Below are 22,718 nucleotides of genomic sequence, written 5' to 3'. Positions count from 1 at the left end.
AAAACGGGGGTATGTATGAAAAAAGTAATTGGTTCCTGCCTTTTAGTTTTACTGATTGCGTTGATTTTTACATCAACAGCAGAAGCACAAGATAAGCATTTAAAAATTGGTAAAATATTTGCAAAAGAAGAAGCAAATCAATTATTCGGTAATCCAGTTATTTCAATTCCAATAAGAAAAGATTTGCTTAAAGCCGCAATTGCAAAAGCTGATAAATATGTTCTTCTGACAATTAAAGGCAAATTGCCATTAATTTTAGATACTAGGAGAATTTCTTTGCTGGGCGATAATTTTGCATTAAATAACGGGGAACGAGCTTTTGTATTCAGCAAAGAAGTTGTAGAAGAGTTCTTAAGCAGCAGCAAAAGCCCTGTTATATATTTTGAAATTCGCGGAATATCATCTGCAGAAGCAAATCAAAAAGTTACATCTGCTGCATATGGAGCGAATACTGTATTTTCGGTTAGTGATGGTATTTATACATTAGAAGCTTCTTTAATATGTCCCCCAATATGTCTCTAATATGTTTATACTTTTATCAAAATATTTGTTTTTTGTTAGTGTTTTTGTTTGGTTATTGCCTCCGTTAAGGCAAAAAAAGAATAAGTTATTTTTTTATTTTTTGATATTAGCTATGAGTGATCCGCTTTCTTTGTTTTTGCAATCATTAAAACTTAATAACTATATACCCACATATTATACAATAATTTTTTTGTTGTTATTGTTGTCAATTGCACAAAAAGAATCTTTAATAAAGTACAGATATTATATACTAGGTGTAATTGCTTTAATAGTTTTATTTGGTTCTTTTATTAATTTCAGTATACATTATTTTTTGTATATCATATTTCATTGGATAATTATTTTATATTTCTTAAAAGAATTTATTGTTGGGTTAGTAAATAATTATTACTTTAGTTTATTTTATACATTGCTAATTTTATACGAATTCACAATAGTTTTTAAAATGTTAAATGTACTTTTAGGTTTCTCTGATGCCACGGCATTTTTTATTATTACAAGTATCTTTCAAATCGCCTTTGGACTCTTCTTTTCAATCTTTAGAGAAGATAAAACCCGTATCGCTCTTAAGCGTGGATAATCCGGTTTTACTTTCTCTAATATTGATAGTTGTAGTCCTTTCGGTCTCCTATGTCTTTTTGCGCTATGTTATTGTGCCTATGCATAAGAGACATATCGAGGAACAGGAGAGATTGAAACTTCAGCAGACAGAACTTATGGCTTTGTTTGCTGAACTTGCACCCGACCCGATTATTCGTTTTGATGATAAAGGCAAAATTGTTCTGGCTAATAATTCTGCTCATCAAATTATTCCTCATAGAATGCTTCTCGGCGAACGGATTGATACCGTTCTTACTTTTATGAAAGACTATAATATTGAAGACATTATTAAAAATGATAAGACTATTACCTGTACATCTTCAATTGCAGGCAATCAATATCAATTTTTAATTGCTGGGATTTCCAGATTAAATGTTTGCCAGGTTTATGGAAGAGATATTAGTGAGCTTAAGAAAACTGAACATGAATTAAAAATTGCTCTTGAAAAAGCTGATGAATCCCGCAGGCTAAAAGAATATTTTCTTTCTCAAATATCGCACGAAATCCGTTCGCCGCTTAATGTTATTATTGGTTATGCAGATTTATTTTCTAATGATAAAGATATTGATGATGAAAAAAAACATGCCTATCTCGCTATGATAAATAACAGTAAAAGATTATACCGCACTTTTGATTTGTTGATAAATATGTCACAGGTTCAAACTCATCAATATCAACCACGATTTGAAAAAGTTGACTTAAATGCTGTGTTAAAAACAATTCAGAATGAGTTTGAAAGTCATGCTGAAGAAAAGAAATTAAAATTTATTATTACAAGCAAAGTTGATGATGCAATAATTACCGCAGACCATTATTCAATAACACAGGCATTAATAAATCTTGTGGACAATGCAATCAAATACACAGAATATGGTAAAGTTGAGGTTATGCTGGATAGAAAAGATGGCAATTTAATTATAGAAGTTTCTGATACAGGAATTGGAATTTCGGAGGATTACTTAGAAAAATTATTTACACCTTTTACACAGGCTAACATGTCATACACAAGACTATATGAGGGAACGGGTCTGGGTCTTGCATTAGTCAAACATTTTCTCGATATAAATAAAGCAGAAATAAAAGTAAAAAGCGAGCCCAACAGAGGTTCGGTTTTTACAATTACTTTTAAGGAGGGATTAAGATGGAAATCTTAGAAAATGAAAAACCAAAAATTTTGATATCAGAAGGGGATGAAGACAATCGAAAATTTTTGAAAAAATTTTTGGGCAAATTTTTTCTAGTTGTAGCATGTGATTCTGCTGAATCGGTTTATTCACATTTACAAAAAGAGAAATTTGATTTAATAATTTTAGAAATTGCTTTGCGCGGAAGAAAAAATGGATTGGAATTGGCAAAAGAATTAAAAAGCCATAAAGATTATGCTCATATTCCAATTCTTTGCTACACTGGATATGCATATCATCAAGATAGAATTAATGCGCTTGAATCAGGCTGCGATATGTATCTGAGTAAACCTACTGATATTAGAATTTTACTCGATACACTTTTTAAATTATTAAATAAAAAGGATGAATCCTTTACAAATAAAGAATTAGGAAATATTTCATTTTCGGAGGCTTAAAAAAATTTTTTGGGAGACCAAATTAACTAAATATTGGTCTCCCAGATAAAAATTATGTTCCTGCGCTATAATCGTTGATATATTTAATTTGTTCTTTAGTAAGCTTATCTATTTTGTATCCCATTGTTTTCAATTTAATCTCTGCAATTTCCTGATCCTGTTCTTCTGGAATTTCAAGAACTTCTGGTTCTAATTTAATTCCTTTTTGTTGGTATTGAACTAATCTTAATTGAGACATAAATTGATTTGCAAAAGACATATCCATCACTTCTGATGGATGACCTTCAGCAGCTGCAAGATTTACAAGTCTTCCCTGTGCAAGCAAATAAATTCTTCTTCCATCTTTTAAGATGTATTCTTCATTGTTTGGTCTTACAGTTCTTTTTGATTTACTAAGTTGTTCAAGATGAGGAATATTTATTTCGCAATCATAATGACCTGTATTGCAGACAATTGCACCATCTTTCATAACCTTAAAATGTCTTGATGTAATAACATCTTTAACTCCTGTTGCAGTAATAAAAATGTCACCAATCTTAGCTGCTTCATCCATAGGCATAACACGATGGCCATCGAGAGCAGCTTTGAGAGCGGCTGTTGGTTTTACTTCTGTTACAATCACATTTGCGCCCATTCCTGCAGCGCGCATTGCCACACCACGGCCGCAATGACCATAGCCGGCTACAACAAAATTTTTGCCTGCAAGTAGAACAGAAGTAGCTCTTAAAATGCCGTCAATTGATGATTGACCGGTGCCATAAACATTATCAAAATCCCATTTGGTTTCTGCATCATTTACTGCAATGACTGGATATAATAATTTTTTTGCTGCTGCCATTGCTCGAAGTCGATGAACACCAGTTGTAGTTTCTTCTGTTCCGCCAATTATATTTTTTGCAAGTTCAGGATATTTATTGTGAACTGTAAAAATTAAATCGGCACCATCATCCAAAGTTAAGTTTGGTTTCATTTTAAGAGTTTGTTCAATTGACCAGTAGAATTCTTTAACATTTTGACCGTGCCATGCATAAATTTCAATTCCATTTTTTGCTAGAGCAGCAGCAATTTCATCCTGAGTTGAAAGTGGATTGCATCCGCTCCAGCTGACTTGTGCACCAGCAGCCTTTAGTGTTTCAATTAAAACAGCAGTTTCTTTTGTTACATGAAGACAACCAGCAATTTTATATCCTTTTAATGGTTTTGTTTTAGAATATTTTTCTCTTAAAGCCATCAGAACAGGCATGCGGGATTCTGCCCATTGAATTTTCTTTCTTCCTTCTGCTGCTAATTTTAAATCTCTAACTTTGTATTTACCTTCTTTGAAATCCATAATAGTAATACTCCTTTAACGAATTATTTTTTTGAAAGTTGAAACGAGGTCTAATTTTTCCCATGTAAAATCTTTGTCATTTCTTCCGAAGTGACCATAAGCAGATGTTTTATGATAAATTGGTCTGCGCAGTTTTAATCTTTCAATTATTCCGCGTGGTGTTAAATCAATTTCTTTTCTGATAATTTTAGCAAGTTCAATATCAGGAATAACTCCGGTTCCTTTTGTATTAATGAAAACTGAGACTGGTTGAGCAACTCCAATTGCATAAGCAAGCTGAACGAGACATTCTTTAGCCAGACCTGCAGCAACAATATTTTTTGCAATATGACGTGCAGCATAAGTTGCGCTTCTATCAACTTTCGAAGGGTCTTTTCCGGAAAATGCACCGCCGCCGTGTGGAGCCCAGCCGCCATATGTATCAACTATGATTTTTCTTCCTGTCAAACCGCTGTCACCATGCGGACCACCAATTTCAAATCTTCCGGTTGGATTTACAAAAAATTTTGTTTTCTTATCAAGAAAATTTTCGGGTATTACTTTTTTAATTACATTTTCTATAACATCTTCTTTAATTCTTTTTTGAGTAACATTTGGGTCATGCTGTGTTGAAACCACAATTGAATCAACACGAATTGGATTATTGTTGTCATCAAATTCAATTGTAACCTGAGATTTTGCATCAGGTCTGAGATAAGGCATCTCCTCGGGTGAATTTTTTCTGATATCAGCAAGTCTTTTGACAAGTTTATGAGCAAATATAATTGGCATTGGCATATATTCTGGAGTCTGGTCGCAAGCATAGCCGAACATTAATCCCTGGTCGCCTGCGCCGCCTTTATCAACTCCCATTGCAATATCAGGTGACTGAGCATGAATTGAATTTATTACACCGCAGGACTCGGCATCAAATTTATATTCTGCTTTTGTGTAACCAATATTTCTAATGGTGGTTCTTACAATTTGTTCAATATCAAGATAAGCATTTGTAGAAATTTCCCCGCCTACTACAACCAAACCAGTTGTTACAAAGGTTTCGCAGGCTACTCTTCCTTCGGGGTCCTGCTTTAATACTGCATCTAAAACTGCATCTGAAATTGCATCACAAATTTTATCTGGATGTCCTTCCGATACTGATTCTGATGTGAATAAGTATGGCATTTATACCTCAACTATTTATTAAAAAAATTCTATTTCTGATGAATCACCTGCATTTAATTTTTTGAAATTCCCTTTGATAACTGCATTGCTTCCAATGATTGAATTTTCCAACATGGCTTTATCAATTTTTGCCCCTGAACTTATTATCGAATTTTTAATAATCGAATCGGTTATAATGCAATCTTCCGATATTGTTGTATATGGACCAATTACAGAATTTTTTATTAATGCACTATCAGAAATAAACACTGGTTGATTGATTACAACATCATCAAATGTTTTTGCAGAATGATTTTTTGTAAGCAAAAATTGATTTGTTGACAAAAGTGTTTCCGGTTTACCGCAGTCGTACCATCCATCTACTGGAAATGTAGTAATTGTTTCACCACGTTCAAGCATTAACTGCAATGCATCTGTTAACTGATATTCTCCGCGGGTTCTTATATCTTTATTGATTATTTCGTCCAAACAATCTTTCAATAATTTTGAATTGGCGATGTAATAAAGTCCAACAAGTGCAAGGTTAGAAACAGGCACCTGGGGTTTCTCAATTAATTTTATAATTCGATTGTTTTCACAAACAGCAACACCAAATCTTGAAGGGTCGTCAACAATTTTAACTCCGAGTGAAGTAACTTTTTGTTTAAGAACATTTTTTAAATCAACATCAAAAATTGTATCACCGAGAATTATTAAAATATCTTCATCATCAAAAGTTGGAGCCGCAATATAAATTGCATGACCAAGGCCCAGGAGTTCTTCTTGCTCAACAAATTTAGCATCTAACTGTTTGTAATTTTTATTAATGTATTCAATTATTTTTTCCCCCATGTAACCAATTATGAAAGTAGCTTTAGTAATATTTTCAGAAATAATTTTGTCAACAATATGACCAAGAATCGGTTTGCCTCCGACATTCAACAAAACTTTTGGAAGTGAATATGTATGAGGTTTTAATCTTGTTCCAAATCCCGCTGCAGGTATTACTGCTCTCAATAATTACTTCCTTTTTTTTACATTCTCAATTTAATTAATAAGGCATCGTTTATCAAATTAGTAAAAATGTATCATAGAAAATCTAAAATTATTTTATGATATTGAAGAAGTAAAACTGATAGTCTTGCATAAAATGTTTTTAATAAGTAAATCAAATGGAGATTTATTATGAGTCATTCAGAAAATATCTTAAAATATGTATATACATTTGTATTTAATGATGGAACAGAAAAGAAATTTGAAATACTTCTTGACAGAAGAACATTAAATATAATTTCAAACGAACAAAAAGAAATTGTTGAATGGGCACGAAGAGACCAATTCAAATGTGCAAATGAATTTTGCAACACATTGCATAAAGATTATTGTCCAATAGCAGTTAATATTGATAACATTATAAAATTTTTTAGTGATATTAATTCTTATGAAACAGTAAAAATTTATGCTGAAGTTGATGAAAGAACATATTACAAAGAAACATCGGTTCAAAAAGGAATAAGCAGTTTAATTGGAATAATAATGCCAACAAGTGGTTGTCCTGTTCTTGCAAAATTGAAACCTCTTACAAGATTTCATCTTCCTTTTGCTTCGATTGAAGAAACTGAATTTAGAGTAATTGGAATGTATTTGTTTGTGCAGTATATGATTATGCAAAGAGGAGGCGAACCAGATTGGGAAATGAAGAAACTGAAAAAGATTTATGAAGATATTTTGAAAATAAACAGAACACTTTCTGAAAAAGTAGCAAGCCTCGAAAACAAAGATGCAAGCATTAATGCTATTGTTGCACTCGATAATTTTGCACAATTTATTTCAAGCAGTCTTGAATATAATGACCTAACAGACTTTGAAGATATTTTTAAGGAATGGCTTGATTAATCAATACCAGAAATGAAATTGTAGCACAAATGAATTATTTCTTGCCTCTGGATTTTCAAGTTGAATTCTGTATTGTGGTCTTAACTCAACAAAGCTGAAAGGAAAGAATTCTACACCTAAGATTATGCGGGAATGCTCGTCATTTTTTTTAATAGTATTGGGATTAAAATTATCATAACGGACTATTGCATCAAGTCCAACCATAAGTTGAAGTGCTGCTTCAATCATTAAAGCAGAAGAATTGTAATTGTTCGACAAATAATTTTTTGCAATATCATATTCACTTGTTAAAGAAAAATATTTTGTTCCTATTTCACCAAAGATGCTGTAAAGATTTGTATTCATTGTAATGCCGGTGTTTTTTGTTTTAACAGCAGCAAAAGAACTTCCAATTAGTAAATTGAAATTTTCAAAAGAAGGAGTAAATTCAATTCTTGAGGTAAATGCTGGGTCGGAAGTTAAAGAATAATTGAAATTACTTTTTCCTATGCTTGATGTGATAAATAAAAAATTACTTAAATAAATTCCAAGTTCAATTCCAGTTTCTGTGTAGAATGGATTATAAATCAGTCCCTGAACAGCACCAGTTGAAAATAAAAGTCCGAAATCTCCGCCGCGCGTGTAAGCTGTATGGTCGTCAATTCTAATTCCAAAATATGGAATAAAAGAACCAACTTTTATGTAGCTGTTATTTGGGAAAATTTTTGCAACTGCAAAAGCTTCCCAGATTGATTGAAGAAAATCATATCGAGCAGCAATATCAATTTTTTCAGATGCACTTACATTTAAATAAACAGAACCCGACATATCCTGAAAATCAGCTCTCTTTTTTTCATCCGAATAAAGCAATTGTGAGCGATAATCAAGTCCAAAAGAAACATTATCAGAAATTTTTTGTGATGTAGGAAAATTTTTATTGTGAGGAGAAATTAAGCTTATAACATCTTTTCCAAAAAAATATCCGTTTTCATTTCTTATCATGCCGCCGGTTGGATTAACATGACAATCGCTGCATTTATCTCCCATTCTGATTGCAAAACGAGGCAGTGATTCAACATTAATAATGAATGCAAAAGAGATAATAAATATTAATCTTAGTTTCATAATCAAATTTATTTTATTAATAACATTTTTTTGGTTTCTGAAAAATGTCCCGATTGCAATCTGTATAAATAAACTCCGCTTTGAAGATTGTATTTGTCAGCAGAAAAAGTTATTTCATAATTGCCGGCTTCTTTATATTCATTTAAGAGTGATGCAATTTCATTTCCAAGAATATCATAAACTTTTAGAATAACTTTTCCTGCAACAGGCAATTGATAACGAATTATTGTCTCTGGATTGAAGGGGTTGGGATAGTTATCAAATAATTTGTATTGGTAGGGATAATCAGTTGTTTCAACTAAGGTAATTGAAGGTTTACTATTTGGATCTCCAGGATTTGATACCTGATTTGAATTACCTGGATTTGGTTGTCCTGGTCGCCAAGTACCATTTGGGTCTTGAAGTTCAACACCGTTTGAAAATCCATCGCCATCAGAATCAAGTGAAGCTAAATCTGAATCCCAGAAGTCTTGAAAACCGCCAGGTGTTACTCTTGATTCTACAGCTTTACCAAAACTATTGCGTGGTCCTCCGCCAGAAGGGCTGATATGACAATTTGCACAGGAAAATTTATTTCCGTTTGGGATTTTTTCGACTCGAAAACTTCTTGAAATTGTCACAGAGATAGAAAAAAGAAATAGAGCAATAACAGTAGTTGTAATTAGTTTTTTCATAACCCCTCCTGTTTACACAAAGAACAATATTTTCTTCAATTAGTTCAATAAATAAAATAATTGTGTTAATTTTATTATTGTATTTTGAGTGTAAAAATATGTACAGCATCGAGGTAAAAAATCTTACCAAAAAATTTGATTCCTTTACAGCTGTTGATAATATTTCATTCAATGTGAAAGAAGGAGAAATTTTTGGATTTCTTGGAGCAAATGGTGCAGGAAAATCTACAACAATTAGAATGTTGTGTGGAATTCTTGAGCCAACATCCGGAGATGCAATTGTGGGAGGATTTAGTGTTGTTGAAAATCCAGATAAGGTAAAATTGAATATTGGTTACATGTCTCAAAGATTTTCTCTTTATAATGATTTAACAGTTGAAGAGAATATTGAATTTTTTGGAGGCATTTACGGATTACACGGAAAAATTTTGAAAGAAAAGAAAAATTGGGTCTTAAAGATTTCTTACTTGAAAGGAAATGAAAAATTATTAACAGGTTCACTGCCTGGAGGAATTAAACAACGACTTGCACTTGGAATAGCAGTAATTCATAATCCTAAAATTGTTTTTCTTGATGAACCAACAAGCGGAGTTGACCCAATTTACAGAAGAAACTTTTGGGATTTAATCAATGAACTTTCTAATGAAGGAACTACAGTTCTTGTAACAACTCATTATCTTGAAGAAGCAGAATATTGTAATGATATTATTTTAATTGATTCAGGAAAAATTATTGCACAGGGAAATCCAAAGCAGCTTAAATCCAATTACATCGAAAACCCAATTTTTGAAATAGAAAGCAGCAATACAATTGAAGCACTTGAAATTCTTGAGAAGCAGAATTTTGTAAGTGAAGTATCAATATTTGGAAATAATCTTCATGTAATTACAAATAATAATTTTGAAGATGTAAGTCAGATTAATTCACTGTTGATTAAACAAAATATTGCACCAAAAAGAATTAAATCGATTGTTCCTACACTCGAAGATGTTTTTATTCATCTTTTAGAAAAAAGAAAGGAAAATGAAAAAGCATCATCTTAAAGAAAGATTGTTAAGAATAAAAGCAATTTCTAAAAAAGAAATCAAACAGCTCATGCGCGATGTTCGCATGCTTGGTGTTATTTTTTTGTTTCCAATATTTCTTTTGATTGTTTTTGGTTATGCTATTAATTTCGATGTTCGTCATGTAAAAATTGCAGTTTATGATTTAGATAAATCAACTCTAAGCAAATCTTATGTCCAATCTCTAATAAGCAGCGAATATTTTGACTTGGTTGGCTATATTGAAAATGATAATCAGATTAAAAGAATACTAAATGAAAATTTAGCACAGTGTGTAATAGTTATACCAGAAAGTTTTTCGAGAGATATTAATTCTAATCGAAATGCAAAAATTCAATATTTGATTGATGGAGTTCAGGGGAACACTGCAACTTTAATAATGAATTATGTTAACATTGCAACAGCAGATTTATCAAGAAAAATTACAGCAGAGTTTTTAGGAAGAATGGGAGCTAAGTTATTTATTCCAATCCAGCTTGAACCAAGATTCTGGTTTAATCCCGAATTAAATTCAACTCGATTTTTGTTGCCTGGTCTAATTGGAATGATATTGATTCTTGTTGCAGTAGTTACAATCTCTCTTTCAATTGTCAGAGAAAAAGAAAAAGGAACAATTGAACAGCTGAATGTTTCATCCCTTTCTGTAATTGAACTTCTTCTCGGGAAAATTATTCCTTACATTATAATTGCATTTATAAATGCAGGAATAGTGCTTCTGACAGGTTATTTATTTTTTGATATTGTGGTTAAAGGAAGTTTCCTCTGGTTGATGATATGCACACTTATTTTTCTTACTGCATCTCTGGGAATGGGTATAATTGTATCCGTAGTTGCAGATTCACTTCAGGTTGCTTTTCAAATAGGCACATTAATTTCGTTGCTGCCATCATTATTATTGTCTGGATTTATTTTCCCAATTGAAAGTATGCCGGTTGTTATTCAAATAATTACAAATATTACTCCTACAAAATTTTATATAGCATGTCTTAGAGCAATTTTATTGAAAGGTGCTGGAATAGAAAATTACTGGCAGCAATTACTTTATATGATTTTATTTTCTATTATAAGCGTATCTATTGCAGCAAGAGCATATTTGAAAAAAATCAGCTGATTAATAATGAGAACTTTGATTTACTTTATCAAAAAAGAACTTCAGCAGTTGAAACGCGACCCAAAAATGTTTTTAATTGTTTTAATCGCTCCTGTATTACAAACTTTGCTTTTGGGATATGCAGCAACATTTGATGTAAATACTATTGATATGATTGTTTTCAATCAGGATAAATCTCAATTGAGTAAAAAATATTTAGAAAAACTTGTGCAATCCGGTTACTTTACATTGAAACAATACACAGAAGATTATAAAGAAATAGAGAAATATATTTTAAGCGGGAAAGCAACAGTCGGCATTGTAATCCCTGTTGATTTTGAAAAAAATATTTACAGTGGATTAACATCAAAAATCCAATTGTTAATCGATGGCTCTGATGGAACTAAAGGCTCAATTTCCGCAGGGTATGTTCAAGCAATAACTTCTGAATTTATACAAAACATAATTAAAGATTTTGCAGCCAAAAGAGGAATTGCTGTTGTTACAAGAACAATTCAGCCTGCAGTTAGAATCTGGTATAATCCAGAATTGAAAACAAGAGTATTTATGGTCCCAGCTATAACTGCTTTATTGTTAATGATTATGACAATGCTTTTAACTTCACTTGCAATTGTTAAAGAAAAAGAAGTTGGAACCTTAGAACAATTAATCGTAACACCAGTTAAACCATGGCAGTTGATACTCGGTAAAATATTGCCGTTCATTATAATTAGTTTCGTAATCATTCTGCTTGTAAATTCTGTGATGGTTTTTTGGTTTGGCATTTCAATTCGTGGGAATGTTTTTTTATTCTTTTTGGCATCCTTAGTTTTTACACTTACAACTCTTGGCTTGGGATTATTTGTGTCAACAATATCTAAGACTCAACAACAAGCAATGATGGTAACAGTTTTTGGTGTAATGCTGCCAATGATTTACTTCTCAGGCTTTGTCTTCCCAATTGAAAACATGCCTCGCATAATTCAATTTATTACGTACATAATCCCGCTAAAATATTTTTTAATAATAATTAGAGGAGTAATTCTTAAAGGCAATGGATTTTATGAATTGTGGAAAGAATTGATTATTCTTTTTCTTATGGGATTAACAATTCTCTTTTTGAGCTCGAAAAGATTCCACAAAAAGTTAGGATAAAAATTTTACTAGCCACGGTTTTTTTAATCAGAAAGTTATGGAATCATCACTCTTATTCTATATCACAAAATGCCAGCTTAGGATTTTTTATTTATTTTTTATTCAGTAACTTGGTTATGGAGTTAATTAAAAATGTTTTTTAATACTTAACAGCATCCACAAGTAACTTTCTCTTTGTTAAGTATCAAAATAAAAATTATTAACATGAATAAATATATCAATAGAAAACAGGGAGAAAGTTATGAAAAAAACATTTTTCTTTATCTCATTGCTGCTGTTAAGTATTAAGCTGAATGCAGAAGGTGAACCAAACAATAGTTATCTTCAGGCAAATCCACTTCAGCTTAATTCAAGTGATAACGGCAACCTTTTTTACACAGATGGACAAAATTATGACAACGAAGATTGGTGGTTTGTAGTATTACCTCAAGATGGAAGTCTTTATGTAGAAGTAAATTCTACAAATGACTTGGATATTGATTTATACATTTATGATATAGATGGCACAACATCAATAGCTTCTTATGATATTTCTGTTGGACAAAAAGAATCATCACATCATAATGCATTAAAAGCTGGCAAATATTTTATAAAAGCTGTAAGATACAGAGGCTCCGGCAGCTATACTATATTCAATCGATTTACGCAAGCCCCCTATTTGAATGATTCGGAACCAAATGATTCATTTGAAAATGCTCTGCTTTTAAATCTCAATTCAGAATCTACAGGTCATATTGGTTACTACCAAGCTTTAGTTGTTGATAATGTTGATTGGTGGAAAGTTGTTATTCCACATGATGGCAGTTTAAAGATTAGAACAGAATCAGATTCTGCTGATATTGATTTATCTATTTACGATGTTGATGGAATAAACTCAATTGCATCTTATGATATTTCTACAGGCTTAATTGAAGAAACCCATTTTAATAATCTTATGCCGGGAACATATTATATCAAAGCATCTCTCTACAGCAAACATGGGGGCTATAAAATTATCAGCACTTATGTTCAAACATCCATCGAAGGTATAACCACAAACGATATTGAGGATAATGATTCTTATGAGAAAGCACAGAATTTGGGTGTATTTCCTTTGAGTGGAAATTCATTTAATTATGGTCATTTGGGTTATTACTCAAATAAATATACAGATGAAGTCGATTGGTGGAGTGTAGATGTAAAAGCTGATGGAGCATTAAATGTAAAAACATTATCAAACGAAACTCTTGATATTGATTTATCTTTGTATGATGTTGATGGAAAAACTCAAATAGCAAGTTATGATATTAGCACAGGTATTAATGAACAGACTCATTTTAATAATTTAGCTCCAGGTAAATATTTTGTTCGAACTCTGAAATACAGCGGTTATGGTTCTTATAAAATTACAGCAGAATTTATAAAAGCAAAATATGAAAATGATAATGAGCCAAATAATAATCTTGCAGAAGCAATTTTAATTAATCCAGAGATTGTTTACACTGGTCATCTTGGTTATTATTCAAATGGAATAACTGATGAAAGCGATTATTACAAATTAAATTTGTCAACAAATTGGGATTCACTTTATATTAGAACCGACTCTGATTCCACACTTGAAATTGATCTTGCATTATATGATGCAAATGGAACGCAAATTTCTGTAGCTGGCGAATGGGGAACAAAGGAAATTATGTCTTATAAAAATGCTCTTGCAAATACTTATTATATAAAAGCATGGAAATATTTGGGTTATGGAAGTTATGCAATTAAAATATCAAGCAGATATCCTGGACAACCTTTAACAGATGTTAAAAAAGAAGAAAAGAATTTAATCCCTGTTAATTATGCTTTGTATCAAAATTATCCTAATCCTTTTAATCCAACCACAACCATAAAGTATGAAATTCCCGAAGATGCACATGTTACATTAAAAGTTTACGACATTCTTGGCAGCGAAGTGGCAGTAATTGTTGATGAGTATCAGAATGCAGGTATTTATACAGTGAACTTTTCAGCAGAAAATTTATCGAATGCAACTAAGAGAATTTCTTCAGGTGTTTATTTTTATCGATTAGAAGCAAATAATTTTACTCAGGTTAAAAAATTTATTTTGATGAAGTAATTCTTCATAAATATAATATTGCTTTTTCAAGCCGCCGCTTTACCGTGCGGCTTTTTTTATTTTCTCAAATAATAATTCAATTCTAAAAAAAAGAATATATAATTGAATTTACACATAAATGCATTGCTGCATTGTGTCTTTAATTCATTTGTATTAATGAATAATTTTTCAGAAATATTTTTCTCATTAATTAATCTTTTTATTACATTTTTATTGATAAAAATTATTGTTTAGTTTCTGCCATCATTGAATTGATTTCGCAAAGGGGAATAATCAATCTTTCAAATAAATTGAGGGGAACTATGGCAGATTCAATTCTTAATCATCGTCAATTATATCGATTACCATGGACACTTCCTGACAATGCAATTTCATGGCTTGAGCCAACTTCAATGTGTAATCTTGCGTGCGACGGATGTTACCGTGAAAATGAAAAAAATTCTCACAAACCGCTTGATTTAATTAAACATGAACTTGATGTATTTCAACAAAAAAGAAATTCTGATTGCATCTCAATTGCAGGTGGTGATCCGCTCTTACATCCTCAAATTGTTGAAATTGTTGCAGAAATTAAAAAAAGAGGATTAAAACCAATTGTAAACACAAATGGCGCTGCATTAACTAAAGACTTATTAAAAGATTTAAAAAAAGCAGGTGTTTTTGGTTTTACTTTTCATGTGGACAGCAAGCAGGGACGCGGTGGAAAATGGAAAGGGAAAAATGAAGTTGAATTAAATGAGCTTCGTTATCATTATGCAAAGATGCTTGCTGATGTTGGAGGAATTGCCTGCTCTTTCAATTCAACAGTTTATGAAGATACATTACAATATACACCAGAGTTAATTAAATGGGCTGCTGAAAATATTGATATTGTTCACACAATGGTATTTATCTGTTTTCGTCATGTTGTTCCTTCGCTTCCATTTGATTGGTATGCTGGCGGACAAAAAATTGACTGGCAGAGTATTTCCTATCATTCGGATACAGATAGAAAAGTTGATATACTTTCTACTGATGTTTTAAAAGTTGTGAGAGAATATTATCCAGATTTTACCCCATGTGCATATTTAAATGGAACAGAAAAAGTTGATTCTTTTAAGTGGCTGTTAACAGAAAGAATCGGAACTAAGAAAAAAATCTATGGTTATGCAGGTCCAAAATTTTTGGAACTTGTAATGATTGCACACCACTTTTTCAAAGGGACATACCTTTCTTATGCATCACCAAAGACAACAAAAATGGGAAGAGCTGCAATGCTGCTTTTGTGGCCCTTTGATAAAGGATTAAGAAAAGCAGCAGCAAATATGTTAAAGAATCCATTTAGAATTTTTAAGAAAGCACACATGCAAACAATCATGTTCATTCAGCCGGTTGATTTTATGCAGGATGGAAGACAAAGCATGTGCGATGGATGTCCTGATATAACAGTTTGGAATGATGACCTTGTTTGGTCATGCCGGTTAGAGGAACAAAAGATGTTTGGAACATTTTTGAGGTCGGTGCCGAAGAAAATTTAAAAGTAATAAAAATATAATAAAAAGCCCCGCTTAGTGCGAGGCATACTTGTTGAGGCAAATCCTCACTACGGAATCATCCTTATTGTGATTTGCTTCGATACAATTATAAGTAAAAAGTTTTTTTAACTCAATATTCAAAGGGAATTAAATGGAACTAAAAAAAGTTCTTGGCCTTGATATTGGAACAAACTCAATTGGGGCATCATTATTAGAATTACCAAAAGACTTTACGGATTATTCAAAAGTAGGAAAAATAATATGGTGTACGAGTCGTATTGTTCCAATTGAAGAAGATTACCTTCAAAAATATGAGTCGGGTGAAAAAGCAGAAACAAAGGCAGCAGCAAGAAGAATTAAAAGAGCTAGCAGAAGATTAAAACACAGATATAAATTAAGAAGGACAAAGCTAATTCAACTCTTTAAAATTTTAGAATGGTTACCCGATGATTTCCCCTTAGATAATCCCAAAAGAATCAAAGAGATTATCTCGATGAATGGGAAATTTAATTTTAGAATTAGTGATTATATAGATATTTCTGATGAAAGTTATAAAGAGTTTTATAGACAATTTGGATATGATGATAATTCTATAGATGAAATTATTGAAGAAATTAAATACAGAAGAAATAGCGGAGGTAAAAAGAAAAACGAAGCAATTAAACTGCTGCCGGAAGATTGGGTTGTTTATTACTTGCGCAAAAAAGCACTTTCAGAAAAATTAACATACAAGGAGCTTATCAGAGTTTTGTATTTATTTAACCAGAGAAGAGGGTTTGAATCCAGCAGAAAAGATTTAAAAGAAAACAATACTCAAGTTGTAAGATATGATGAGTTTAGAAAAATGATTGACATACAGGTAACAGATGACGATGTTATATTTAAGGTTAAGGAAGGGATTAATGATTCTTATGAAACAAAATTTGTTTCTATAACAAAAGTTAAAAAGATTAAAGAGATTATTGGTGATAATAATAATGAAAAAAAGAAGTTCAAAATATTTTTGGAAGACATTCGAGTAAAACCTTATATCGAAGAAAGGAAAGAAAAACCAGATTGGGAAGGAAAAGAATTTACTCTTCTTGTTACACAAAAAATTAATAAGGGAGGATTTAAACAGAACACATCTCAAAAACTGGATAAAGATGACTGGCAGCTTAGCACTGTTGAATTGGATAACAAAATGGCTGATAAATATCCTGGTGAATATTTTTTTGATGAATTGGTGAAAGCTTATAAATCAAACAAAAACTTTAAGATACGTCAATATGCAGTTTATAGATCGCGTTATAAAGAAGAGTTAAAAGCTATATGGAAAAAACAATGTGAGTTAAATAATGAATTAAGAAATATAAATAACGACAAAGAATTACTAAAAAAACTGGCAGAAAAATTTTATCCAACACAATCAAAGTTTAATGGACCAAAACTGAAAGAATTTTTAAATAATGATTTATTTCATATAATCTTCAACGATATTATTTATTATCAAAGAGATTTGAAATCACAAAAAAGTTTAATAGGTGAATGCCGTTATGAAAAAAGAAAAGGAAAAGATGGTGAAATTTATGGATTGAAATGTATCCCGATTTCTTCTCCGCTGTTTCAAGAATTTAGAATATGGCAGTACATTCATAATATTAAACTAATCAGAAAAGAAGCAGAAATAAATGGCAAAAAATATCTGGACATAGATGAAACTAAGCTTTATATAAATGATTCTGTCAAAGAAAAGTTACTTGAACTTTTTGATAATAAAGCAGATATAAGCGAAAAAGAAATTCTTCAGGTAATAAACTCGCAATGGGATAATAGTCCAATTAAAATTTCCTCCAGAAATGAAGATAATTCACATCGAATAAATCTTTTTAGAAATAGAGAAAAGTTAGAGGGTAATCAAACTAAATACAGATATTATAAAGTTTTCAAAGAAATTAATTTTGATGGGAGTTATATATTGGAAAATCCAGAATTGTTGTTCAGGCTATGGCATGCGGATTATTCCCATGATTCAGGAAATCAAGAAAAAACTATGAAAGGTATTCTAAGTGCTCTTGGGTGGAAATCAGAAAAAGAAAAAAATGTAAAAACATGGAATTTTTTCAAATTGGAATTTCCTACCGCAAAATTAATTGCAGAAGCAATATCTAAATTGGAACCTCTTAATAAAAAATACGGGTCTTTTTCTGCACTTGCCATTCGTAAATTATTAGTTTTTATGCGGACAGGAAAATTTTGGAAACATCCTCAGGATATTATAAAAGAGTATGAAGAAAAAATTAAGAATGGAGTTACAAAGAAAACAAAAAGAGAAATAGAGCGAATTATTAATTCATTTCAAAAAGCTATGGATATAGCAGAAACGACAAGAATTAGATTAGAAGAAATAAACTATAATCAAGACAAAATAAATGAAATTTCTGATGACGAAGTTCCACAGCAAATATTAAAAAGTTTTCTAAATAGAAAAGGACAGGAAGAATTTATCAAAGGGTTAAATACATATCAAGCAGCATATTTATTATATGGAAAGCATTCTGAGCAGGAAATAGAAAAGGCATCTTCACCCGAAGAATACCAAAAAATTATTCAAAAATTATTAAAGCCTGGCAGTTTAAGAAATCCGGTGGTTGAGTCTGTAGTGAGAGAAACCTGTTTATTAGTAAAAGATGTGTGGAAAGAATTCGGAAATATAGATGAAATACATATTGAATTAGCAAGAGAACTAAAGCATAATGCAATAGAAAGAAAGAAAATAAGTGATGAACAAAATGATAATTTTAAAGAAAAACAAAGAATTAAAAAGTTATTGAATGAATTATTAAACTACGATGTTTTTGAACAGCCAATTGAAAATATCGATTCTAACAATAATAAAATAATCACCACAATTAATGAGAGATTTACTATTAAACCTAATCCAGCAAATCAAAGAGATATTGAGAGATTTAGATTGTGGAAAAATCAAGTTAAATACAATAAAGAATTGTATGAATTAGAAAAAGAAATAAATAAGATAATTGATAAAAATACTATTCCAACAGAAGTACAAATAAAAAAATATATCCTATGGTTGACTCAAAATTGTCGTTCACCATATACTGGTAAAATAATTCCTTTGAGCAGATTATTCGATGGTAATGAATATGAAATTGACCATATTATTCCTCGTTCAAAACTTAAAAACGATTCAATGAATAATCTTGTAGTAGTGGAAAGAGCAGTAAATAAAGCTAAGGATAATGAACTTGCTGCCAATTTTATTCAAAGGAGTAACGGTATATGTGAATATGAAGGGAAAAAGATTGAATTATTTTCTTATGATGAATACAAATCTTTTGTTGATGATGTATTTCGCGATAATCGTGCTAAAAGGAAAAATCTTTTATCTATGGAAGTCCCAGATGATTTTGTTGAAAGACAAATTAATGATACTCGTTATATCGGAAGGAAACTAAATGAACTGCTTAGACCAGTATTAACCAATCATAATAATATTATTTTTACAATAGGTTCTATTACTAATGAACTTAAGAATAATTGGTGCTTAAATGAAGTATGGAAAGATATACTTAGACCGCGCTTTGAGCGGTTAGAAAAAATCATCAACAAAAAATTTATTTATCAGGATAAACAGGAACCAAATAAGTATCATTTTGATTTGTCTATTAATGAAAACTTAGAGAAAAAAGGACTAAAAAGATTAGACTATCGACATCATGCATTAGATGCCATTATTGTTGCAGCAACCACAAGAGAACATATTCGATTTTTTAATACTCTTTCAGCAGCAGATTCTGATGAAGATATAAGGCGTTATAAATTAACTCTTTGCAAAGAAAAAATAAGAGATTTCAAATTACCCTGGCCCTCTTTTGTTAAAGAGGTAAAAGAATCAATTTTATCATGCAGCATATCTTACAAAGAATCGAAACCTGTTATTACTAAACCTTTTAATAAATATAAAAAGTGGATTATTGAAAATAATAAAATAAAAAAAGAATATACGAAACAAGAAAAAAATGGAAATGGCAGATGGTTAGCCGTTAGAAGAAATTTATTTAAAGAACCATTAGGAACAATTTGGTTAAAAGAAGTCAAACAAGTTAATATTGAACAAGCCTTAAAAATTCAAGTAAAATGGAATGAAGTAAAAAATGACAAATTGAGTAAAAAGACTACCCCTTATATTTATGATGATTATGCTCGAAAATATCTTGAGTCAGTAGTAGAACAGCTTGGGTTGACTACTGATAATTTTGATAGCAGGAAAAATGAAATCAGGAAATGGATAAAGAGCATTTCACTAAAAAATAATATTACAGGAACAGACGACAACGGTAATAAAAAAACAAGTACTGTTTATCTTTTAGATGGAATCACTTACAAAGAAATACCAGTTGCAGTATTTACATTATACAAAACAAAAAGAATGTCATTGGAAAACAAAGAATACACTAATGGACTAAATCTTCAAAAAATGAAAGAAGATTTCCCTTACTTTGTACTTGAAAAAGATTTGATAAGTAAATATCCTGAAATAGAAAATCAACTGCTGGAAGATGGATTTGAGTTAGATAATAATAAAAAGAACAGTCCTGTTAATCGAATATTATTAGAACATATTCTTGAATATAATAATAACCCTAAAGAAGCTTTTAGTGCTGAAGGTTTAAATAAACTTAATGAAAAAGCAATTGAAAAAATCGGTAAACCAATTAAATCTATATCAAGATTAGATGGAGAAGTTAAAGAAGAAAATTTATTTAAAGGGGCATTTTATGAAACTGATAAAGGAGCCAATGTTTATTTCATTATGTATGAAAATTTAGAAACAAAAGAAAGAGAATTCTTAAAACCCACACCATCAATTTCTGCGTTAAAAGCCATAGAAAAAAGAAATAAAATAGATGAAATAGCCCCGAATAAAGAAGGCTATAAAAGAATTGTTCTTTCTCCAGGAGATTTGGTTTATATGCCGACGGCAGATGAAATTGAAGCGCATAAAAAGAAAGGAATAATATTTCGTGAAATATTAAAAAATTTATCAAAAGAAAAATTAGAAAGAATATATCAGGTTAAAAGCTTTACAGGTAAATCTTGTTATTTTCTGAAATACAATATTGCAGATGTAATTTTACCTTATAAACAAGAAAATAAAATTGGTGAGTTTGAGAGTCAGAACAAAAGTGAATACAGTATTGATGATATTGAAAAAAAATATCCAATAAAAAATTATTGTGTTAAAATAAAAATCAATCGTCTGGGATTCATCGAAAAAGTATATTAAATAATTATGATTAAAAGAACATTATATTTTAGTAATCCGGCATATTTATCAAAGAAAAACGAACAATTAATAATCAAATATGTTAATGAAGAAAACAATAAATTAAATGATGAAAGCAAATTGCCAGTAAAAGAAAAAAACAATAATAACTGGCTGGAAAAAAGAGAAAATATTTACAAAGAAGCATTAAATTCTATTCCTATAGAAGACATAGGGATAATTGTTTTGGATAATCACCAAATAACTTTAACACATGGATTGATTGATTCTTTATTAGAAAATAATGTAGCTGTAATAACATGTAATAAATCACATATGCCTTGTGGTTTGTTTTTACCTTTGACAGCAAATAATGAACAATCTCAAATATTAAAGGCACAATTAGAATCATCATTACCTTTGAGAAAGTATTTGTGGGCTCAGACTGTTTCTGCAAAAATTAGAAACCAGGCAGCATTATTAAGGAATAGAAAAGTTAATATTAATAATATGATTCTATGGGCAAGAAAAGTTCGTTCAGGCGACCCAGATAATTTTGAAGGAAGATCTGCAGCTTATTACTGGAAAAACTTTTTCCCGATGATTCCGAATTTTATTCGTGATAGATATGGCGACCCTCCCAATAATCTTTTTAACTATGGTTATGCAATTTTACGAGCGATTGTAGCAAGGTCGCTTGTTGGGTCGGGACTATTACCTGTTCTTGGAATACATCATTCTAATAAGTATAATGCGTATTGTCTTGCGGATGATATAATGGAGCCTTACAGACCTTTTGTTGATAAAATTGTTTATTCAAATGTTTCAAATGGTGAAGATTTTTATGAACTAAATACCTCAATCAAAAAACAGTTATTAGAAATTTCAACTGTAGATGTGATATTAGAAGGAAAGAGAAGTCCGTTATTGGTTGCAACTCAAAGAACTTCTGCATCTTTAGTAAAATGTTTTACACGAGAAGCAAGAAAAATTCTTTATCCTGAACTCCCATAATTTTTTTACTAAAATTTATTAGAGAAATAAAGCTGTGAATTATGAGATTTAGTGAGTACAGAATTATGTGGATATTAGTTTTCTTCGATTTGCCCACAGAAACTGCTAAGGAGAAAAAGGTATATGCAAAATTCAGAAAGGAATTAATGAAGGATGGCTTTACAATGTTTCAATTTTCTATTTATATTCGGCATTGTTCAAGCAGGGAAAACATGAATGTTCATGTTGAAAGAGTAAAACGCATATTGCCTGAAAAAGGTCATGTCGGAATACTTAAAATTACAGACAAGCAATTTAGTATGATGGAAATATTTTACGGTAAGAAGAAAGAAAGCGGTTTCGTGGAACCTCATCAATTAGAATTGTTTTAATTCTCCCTCTCTATTTATTTAAGAGAGGGAGAAACACAAAGATTACAAATCGGGAATTTTTTGTTTCTAAAATTCCCGTAACTCATTTGATATCAATGAGTTAATTTTACCTACCTTGGTTACAATATGTCAAAGAAAAAATTTGAAAGCAAATCACAACAGATTGCAGTAAGACGACATGTTTGAGATTCTTGGTTACAATATGTCAAAGAAAAAATTTGAAAGCAAATCACAACTTGTACGTAATGATTGTTATAAAAACAAGACTTGGTTACAATATGTCAAAGAA

17 protein-coding genes are annotated in these 22,718 nt (G+C 30.7%); 12 read left to right on the top strand and 5 right to left on the bottom strand.

Features of this window, described 5'->3' with window-relative positions; genetic code table 11:
* Nucleotides 1–15: 15 nt before the first annotated feature.
* The 3 genes from AC27L2_RS06470 (at nt 16) to AC27L2_RS06460 (ending at nt 2,704) form a co-directional block, all read left to right on the top strand.
* Complete coding sequence (locus AC27L2_RS06470) at nt 16–522, top strand: hypothetical protein (protein ID WP_487210896.1); 507 nt, start codon at nt 16–18, stop codon at nt 520–522.
* Nucleotides 523–1,214: 692 nt separating this feature from the next.
* Nucleotides 1,215–2,276, top strand: a complete 1,062-nt coding sequence (locus tag AC27L2_RS06465; protein WP_487210895.1) for a sensor histidine kinase — start codon at nt 1,215–1,217, stop codon at nt 2,274–2,276.
* Nucleotides 2,264–2,704: a response regulator gene (locus AC27L2_RS06460; RefSeq protein ID WP_487210894.1), complete on the top strand. Its 441-nt coding sequence runs from the start codon at nt 2,264–2,266 to the stop codon at nt 2,702–2,704. The genes AC27L2_RS06465 and AC27L2_RS06460 overlap by 13 nt, the downstream gene beginning before the upstream one ends.
* Before the next feature lie 52 nt (nt 2,705–2,756).
* Here the strand turns inward: AC27L2_RS06460 and AC27L2_RS06455 are convergent, their stop codons facing one another.
* The 3 genes from AC27L2_RS06455 to AC27L2_RS06445 are packed head-to-tail and all read right to left on the bottom strand — an operon-like array spanning nt 2,757 to nt 6,191.
* Nucleotides 2,757–4,034: an adenosylhomocysteinase gene (locus AC27L2_RS06455; RefSeq protein ID WP_487210893.1), complete on the bottom strand. Its 1,278-nt coding sequence runs from the start codon at nt 4,032–4,034 to the stop codon at nt 2,757–2,759.
* A 15-nt stretch (nt 4,035–4,049) separates the two neighbouring features.
* The gene (gene metK / locus AC27L2_RS06450; protein ID WP_487210892.1) at nt 4,050–5,195 is read right to left on the bottom strand and encodes a methionine adenosyltransferase; all 1,146 of its coding nucleotides are present in this window, start codon (nt 5,193–5,195) and stop codon (nt 4,050–4,052) included.
* Nucleotides 5,196–5,213: 18 nt separating this feature from the next.
* The gene (locus AC27L2_RS06445; protein ID WP_487210891.1) at nt 5,214–6,191 is read right to left on the bottom strand and encodes a sugar phosphate nucleotidyltransferase; all 978 of its coding nucleotides are present in this window, start codon (nt 6,189–6,191) and stop codon (nt 5,214–5,216) included.
* Between the two features lie 168 nt (nt 6,192–6,359).
* On the opposite strand from AC27L2_RS06445, the gene AC27L2_RS06440 reads away from it, so the two are divergent.
* Complete coding sequence (locus AC27L2_RS06440; protein ID WP_487210890.1) at nt 6,360–7,070, top strand: DUF6901 family protein; 711 nt, start codon at nt 6,360–6,362, stop codon at nt 7,068–7,070.
* On the opposite strand, the gene AC27L2_RS06435 is transcribed toward AC27L2_RS06440, so the two are convergent.
* Together AC27L2_RS06435 and AC27L2_RS06430 are read right to left on the bottom strand one after the other, a co-directional pair.
* Complete coding sequence (locus tag AC27L2_RS06435) at nt 7,071–8,174, bottom strand: hypothetical protein (RefSeq protein ID WP_487210889.1); 1,104 nt, start codon at nt 8,172–8,174, stop codon at nt 7,071–7,073.
* An 8-nt stretch (nt 8,175–8,182) separates the two neighbouring features.
* Entirely contained in the window at nt 8,183–8,848 is a 666-nt protein-coding gene (locus AC27L2_RS06430) for a thrombospondin type 3 repeat-containing protein (protein ID WP_487210887.1), read from the bottom strand.
* A 98-nt stretch (nt 8,849–8,946) separates the two neighbouring features.
* Between AC27L2_RS06430 and AC27L2_RS06425 the strand changes: the two genes are divergently transcribed.
* The 8 genes from AC27L2_RS06425 to cas2 all read left to right on the top strand — a co-directional run bounded on the left by AC27L2_RS06425 (nt 8,947) and on the right by cas2 (nt 22,429).
* On the top strand, nt 8,947–9,891 hold the full coding sequence (locus AC27L2_RS06425; RefSeq protein WP_487210886.1) for an ABC transporter ATP-binding protein: 945 nt from the start codon (nt 8,947–8,949) through the stop codon (nt 9,889–9,891).
* Nucleotides 9,872–11,023: an ABC transporter permease gene (locus AC27L2_RS06420; protein WP_487210885.1), complete on the top strand. Its 1,152-nt coding sequence runs from the start codon at nt 9,872–9,874 to the stop codon at nt 11,021–11,023. Before AC27L2_RS06425 ends, AC27L2_RS06420 begins: the two co-directional genes overlap by 20 nt.
* Before the next feature lie 6 nt (nt 11,024–11,029).
* Entirely contained in the window at nt 11,030–12,157 is a 1,128-nt protein-coding gene (locus AC27L2_RS06415; protein ID WP_487210884.1) for an ABC transporter permease, read from the top strand.
* A gap of 241 nt (nt 12,158–12,398) precedes the next feature.
* Nucleotides 12,399–14,261 carry a pre-peptidase C-terminal domain-containing protein gene (locus tag AC27L2_RS06410; RefSeq protein ID WP_487210883.1) on the top strand — a complete coding sequence of 621 codons (1,863 nt, stop codon included), beginning with the start codon at nt 12,399–12,401 and terminating at the stop codon, nt 14,259–14,261.
* Nucleotides 14,262–14,563: 302 nt separating this feature from the next.
* On the top strand, nt 14,564–15,778 hold the full coding sequence (locus AC27L2_RS06405; protein ID WP_487210882.1) for a radical SAM protein: 1,215 nt from the start codon (nt 14,564–14,566) through the stop codon (nt 15,776–15,778).
* A gap of 148 nt (nt 15,779–15,926) precedes the next feature.
* Nucleotides 15,927–21,065, top strand: a complete 5,139-nt coding sequence (gene cas9, locus AC27L2_RS06400) for a type II CRISPR RNA-guided endonuclease Cas9 (protein WP_487210881.1) — start codon at nt 15,927–15,929, stop codon at nt 21,063–21,065.
* 6 nt (nt 21,066–21,071) lie between these two features.
* Nucleotides 21,072–22,058, top strand: a complete 987-nt coding sequence (cas1, locus tag AC27L2_RS06395) for a type II CRISPR-associated endonuclease Cas1 (RefSeq protein WP_487210880.1) — start codon at nt 21,072–21,074, stop codon at nt 22,056–22,058.
* A gap of 41 nt (nt 22,059–22,099) precedes the next feature.
* Nucleotides 22,100–22,429: a CRISPR-associated endonuclease Cas2 gene (cas2, locus tag AC27L2_RS06390; protein WP_487210879.1), complete on the top strand. Its 330-nt coding sequence runs from the start codon at nt 22,100–22,102 to the stop codon at nt 22,427–22,429.
* The last annotated feature ends 289 nt before the right edge of the window (nt 22,430–22,718 follow it).

Source organism: Rosettibacter sp. KY25, from assembly GCF_057554405.1.
This window is presented reverse-complemented; position numbering and strand designations above follow the sequence as displayed.

Excerpts from the sequence above, each read along its gene's own strand:
- AC27L2_RS06415 (WP_487210884.1), top strand. The coding sequence starts at position 11,030 with ATGAGAACTTTGATTTACTTTATCAAAAAAGAACTTCAGCAGTTGAAA.
- AC27L2_RS06440 (WP_487210890.1), top strand. The coding sequence starts at position 6,360 with ATGAGTCATTCAGAAAATATCTTAAAATATGTATATACATTTGTATTT.
- AC27L2_RS06425 (WP_487210886.1), top strand. The coding sequence starts at position 8,947 with ATGTACAGCATCGAGGTAAAAAATCTTACCAAAAAATTTGATTCCTTT.
- AC27L2_RS06420 (WP_487210885.1), top strand. The coding sequence starts at position 9,872 with ATGAAAAAGCATCATCTTAAAGAAAGATTGTTAAGAATAAAAGCAATT.
- AC27L2_RS06410 (WP_487210883.1), top strand. The coding sequence starts at position 12,399 with ATGAAAAAAACATTTTTCTTTATCTCATTGCTGCTGTTAAGTATTAAG.
- cas9 (WP_487210881.1), top strand. The coding sequence starts at position 15,927 with ATGGAACTAAAAAAAGTTCTTGGCCTTGATATTGGAACAAACTCAATT.
- AC27L2_RS06405 (WP_487210882.1), top strand. The coding sequence starts at position 14,564 with ATGGCAGATTCAATTCTTAATCATCGTCAATTATATCGATTACCATGG.
- AC27L2_RS06470 (WP_487210896.1), top strand. The coding sequence starts at position 16 with ATGAAAAAAGTAATTGGTTCCTGCCTTTTAGTTTTACTGATTGCGTTG.
- AC27L2_RS06435 (WP_487210889.1), bottom strand. The coding sequence starts at position 8,174 with ATGAAACTAAGATTAATATTTATTATCTCTTTTGCATTCATTATTAAT.
- cas1 (WP_487210880.1), top strand. The coding sequence starts at position 21,072 with ATGATTAAAAGAACATTATATTTTAGTAATCCGGCATATTTATCAAAG.
- cas2 (WP_487210879.1), top strand. The coding sequence starts at position 22,100 with ATGAGATTTAGTGAGTACAGAATTATGTGGATATTAGTTTTCTTCGAT.
- AC27L2_RS06455 (WP_487210893.1), bottom strand. The coding sequence starts at position 4,034 with ATGGATTTCAAAGAAGGTAAATACAAAGTTAGAGATTTAAAATTAGCA.
- metK (WP_487210892.1), bottom strand. The coding sequence starts at position 5,195 with ATGCCATACTTATTCACATCAGAATCAGTATCGGAAGGACATCCAGAT.
- AC27L2_RS06460 (WP_487210894.1), top strand. The coding sequence starts at position 2,264 with ATGGAAATCTTAGAAAATGAAAAACCAAAAATTTTGATATCAGAAGGG.
- AC27L2_RS06430 (WP_487210887.1), bottom strand. The coding sequence starts at position 8,848 with ATGAAAAAACTAATTACAACTACTGTTATTGCTCTATTTCTTTTTTCT.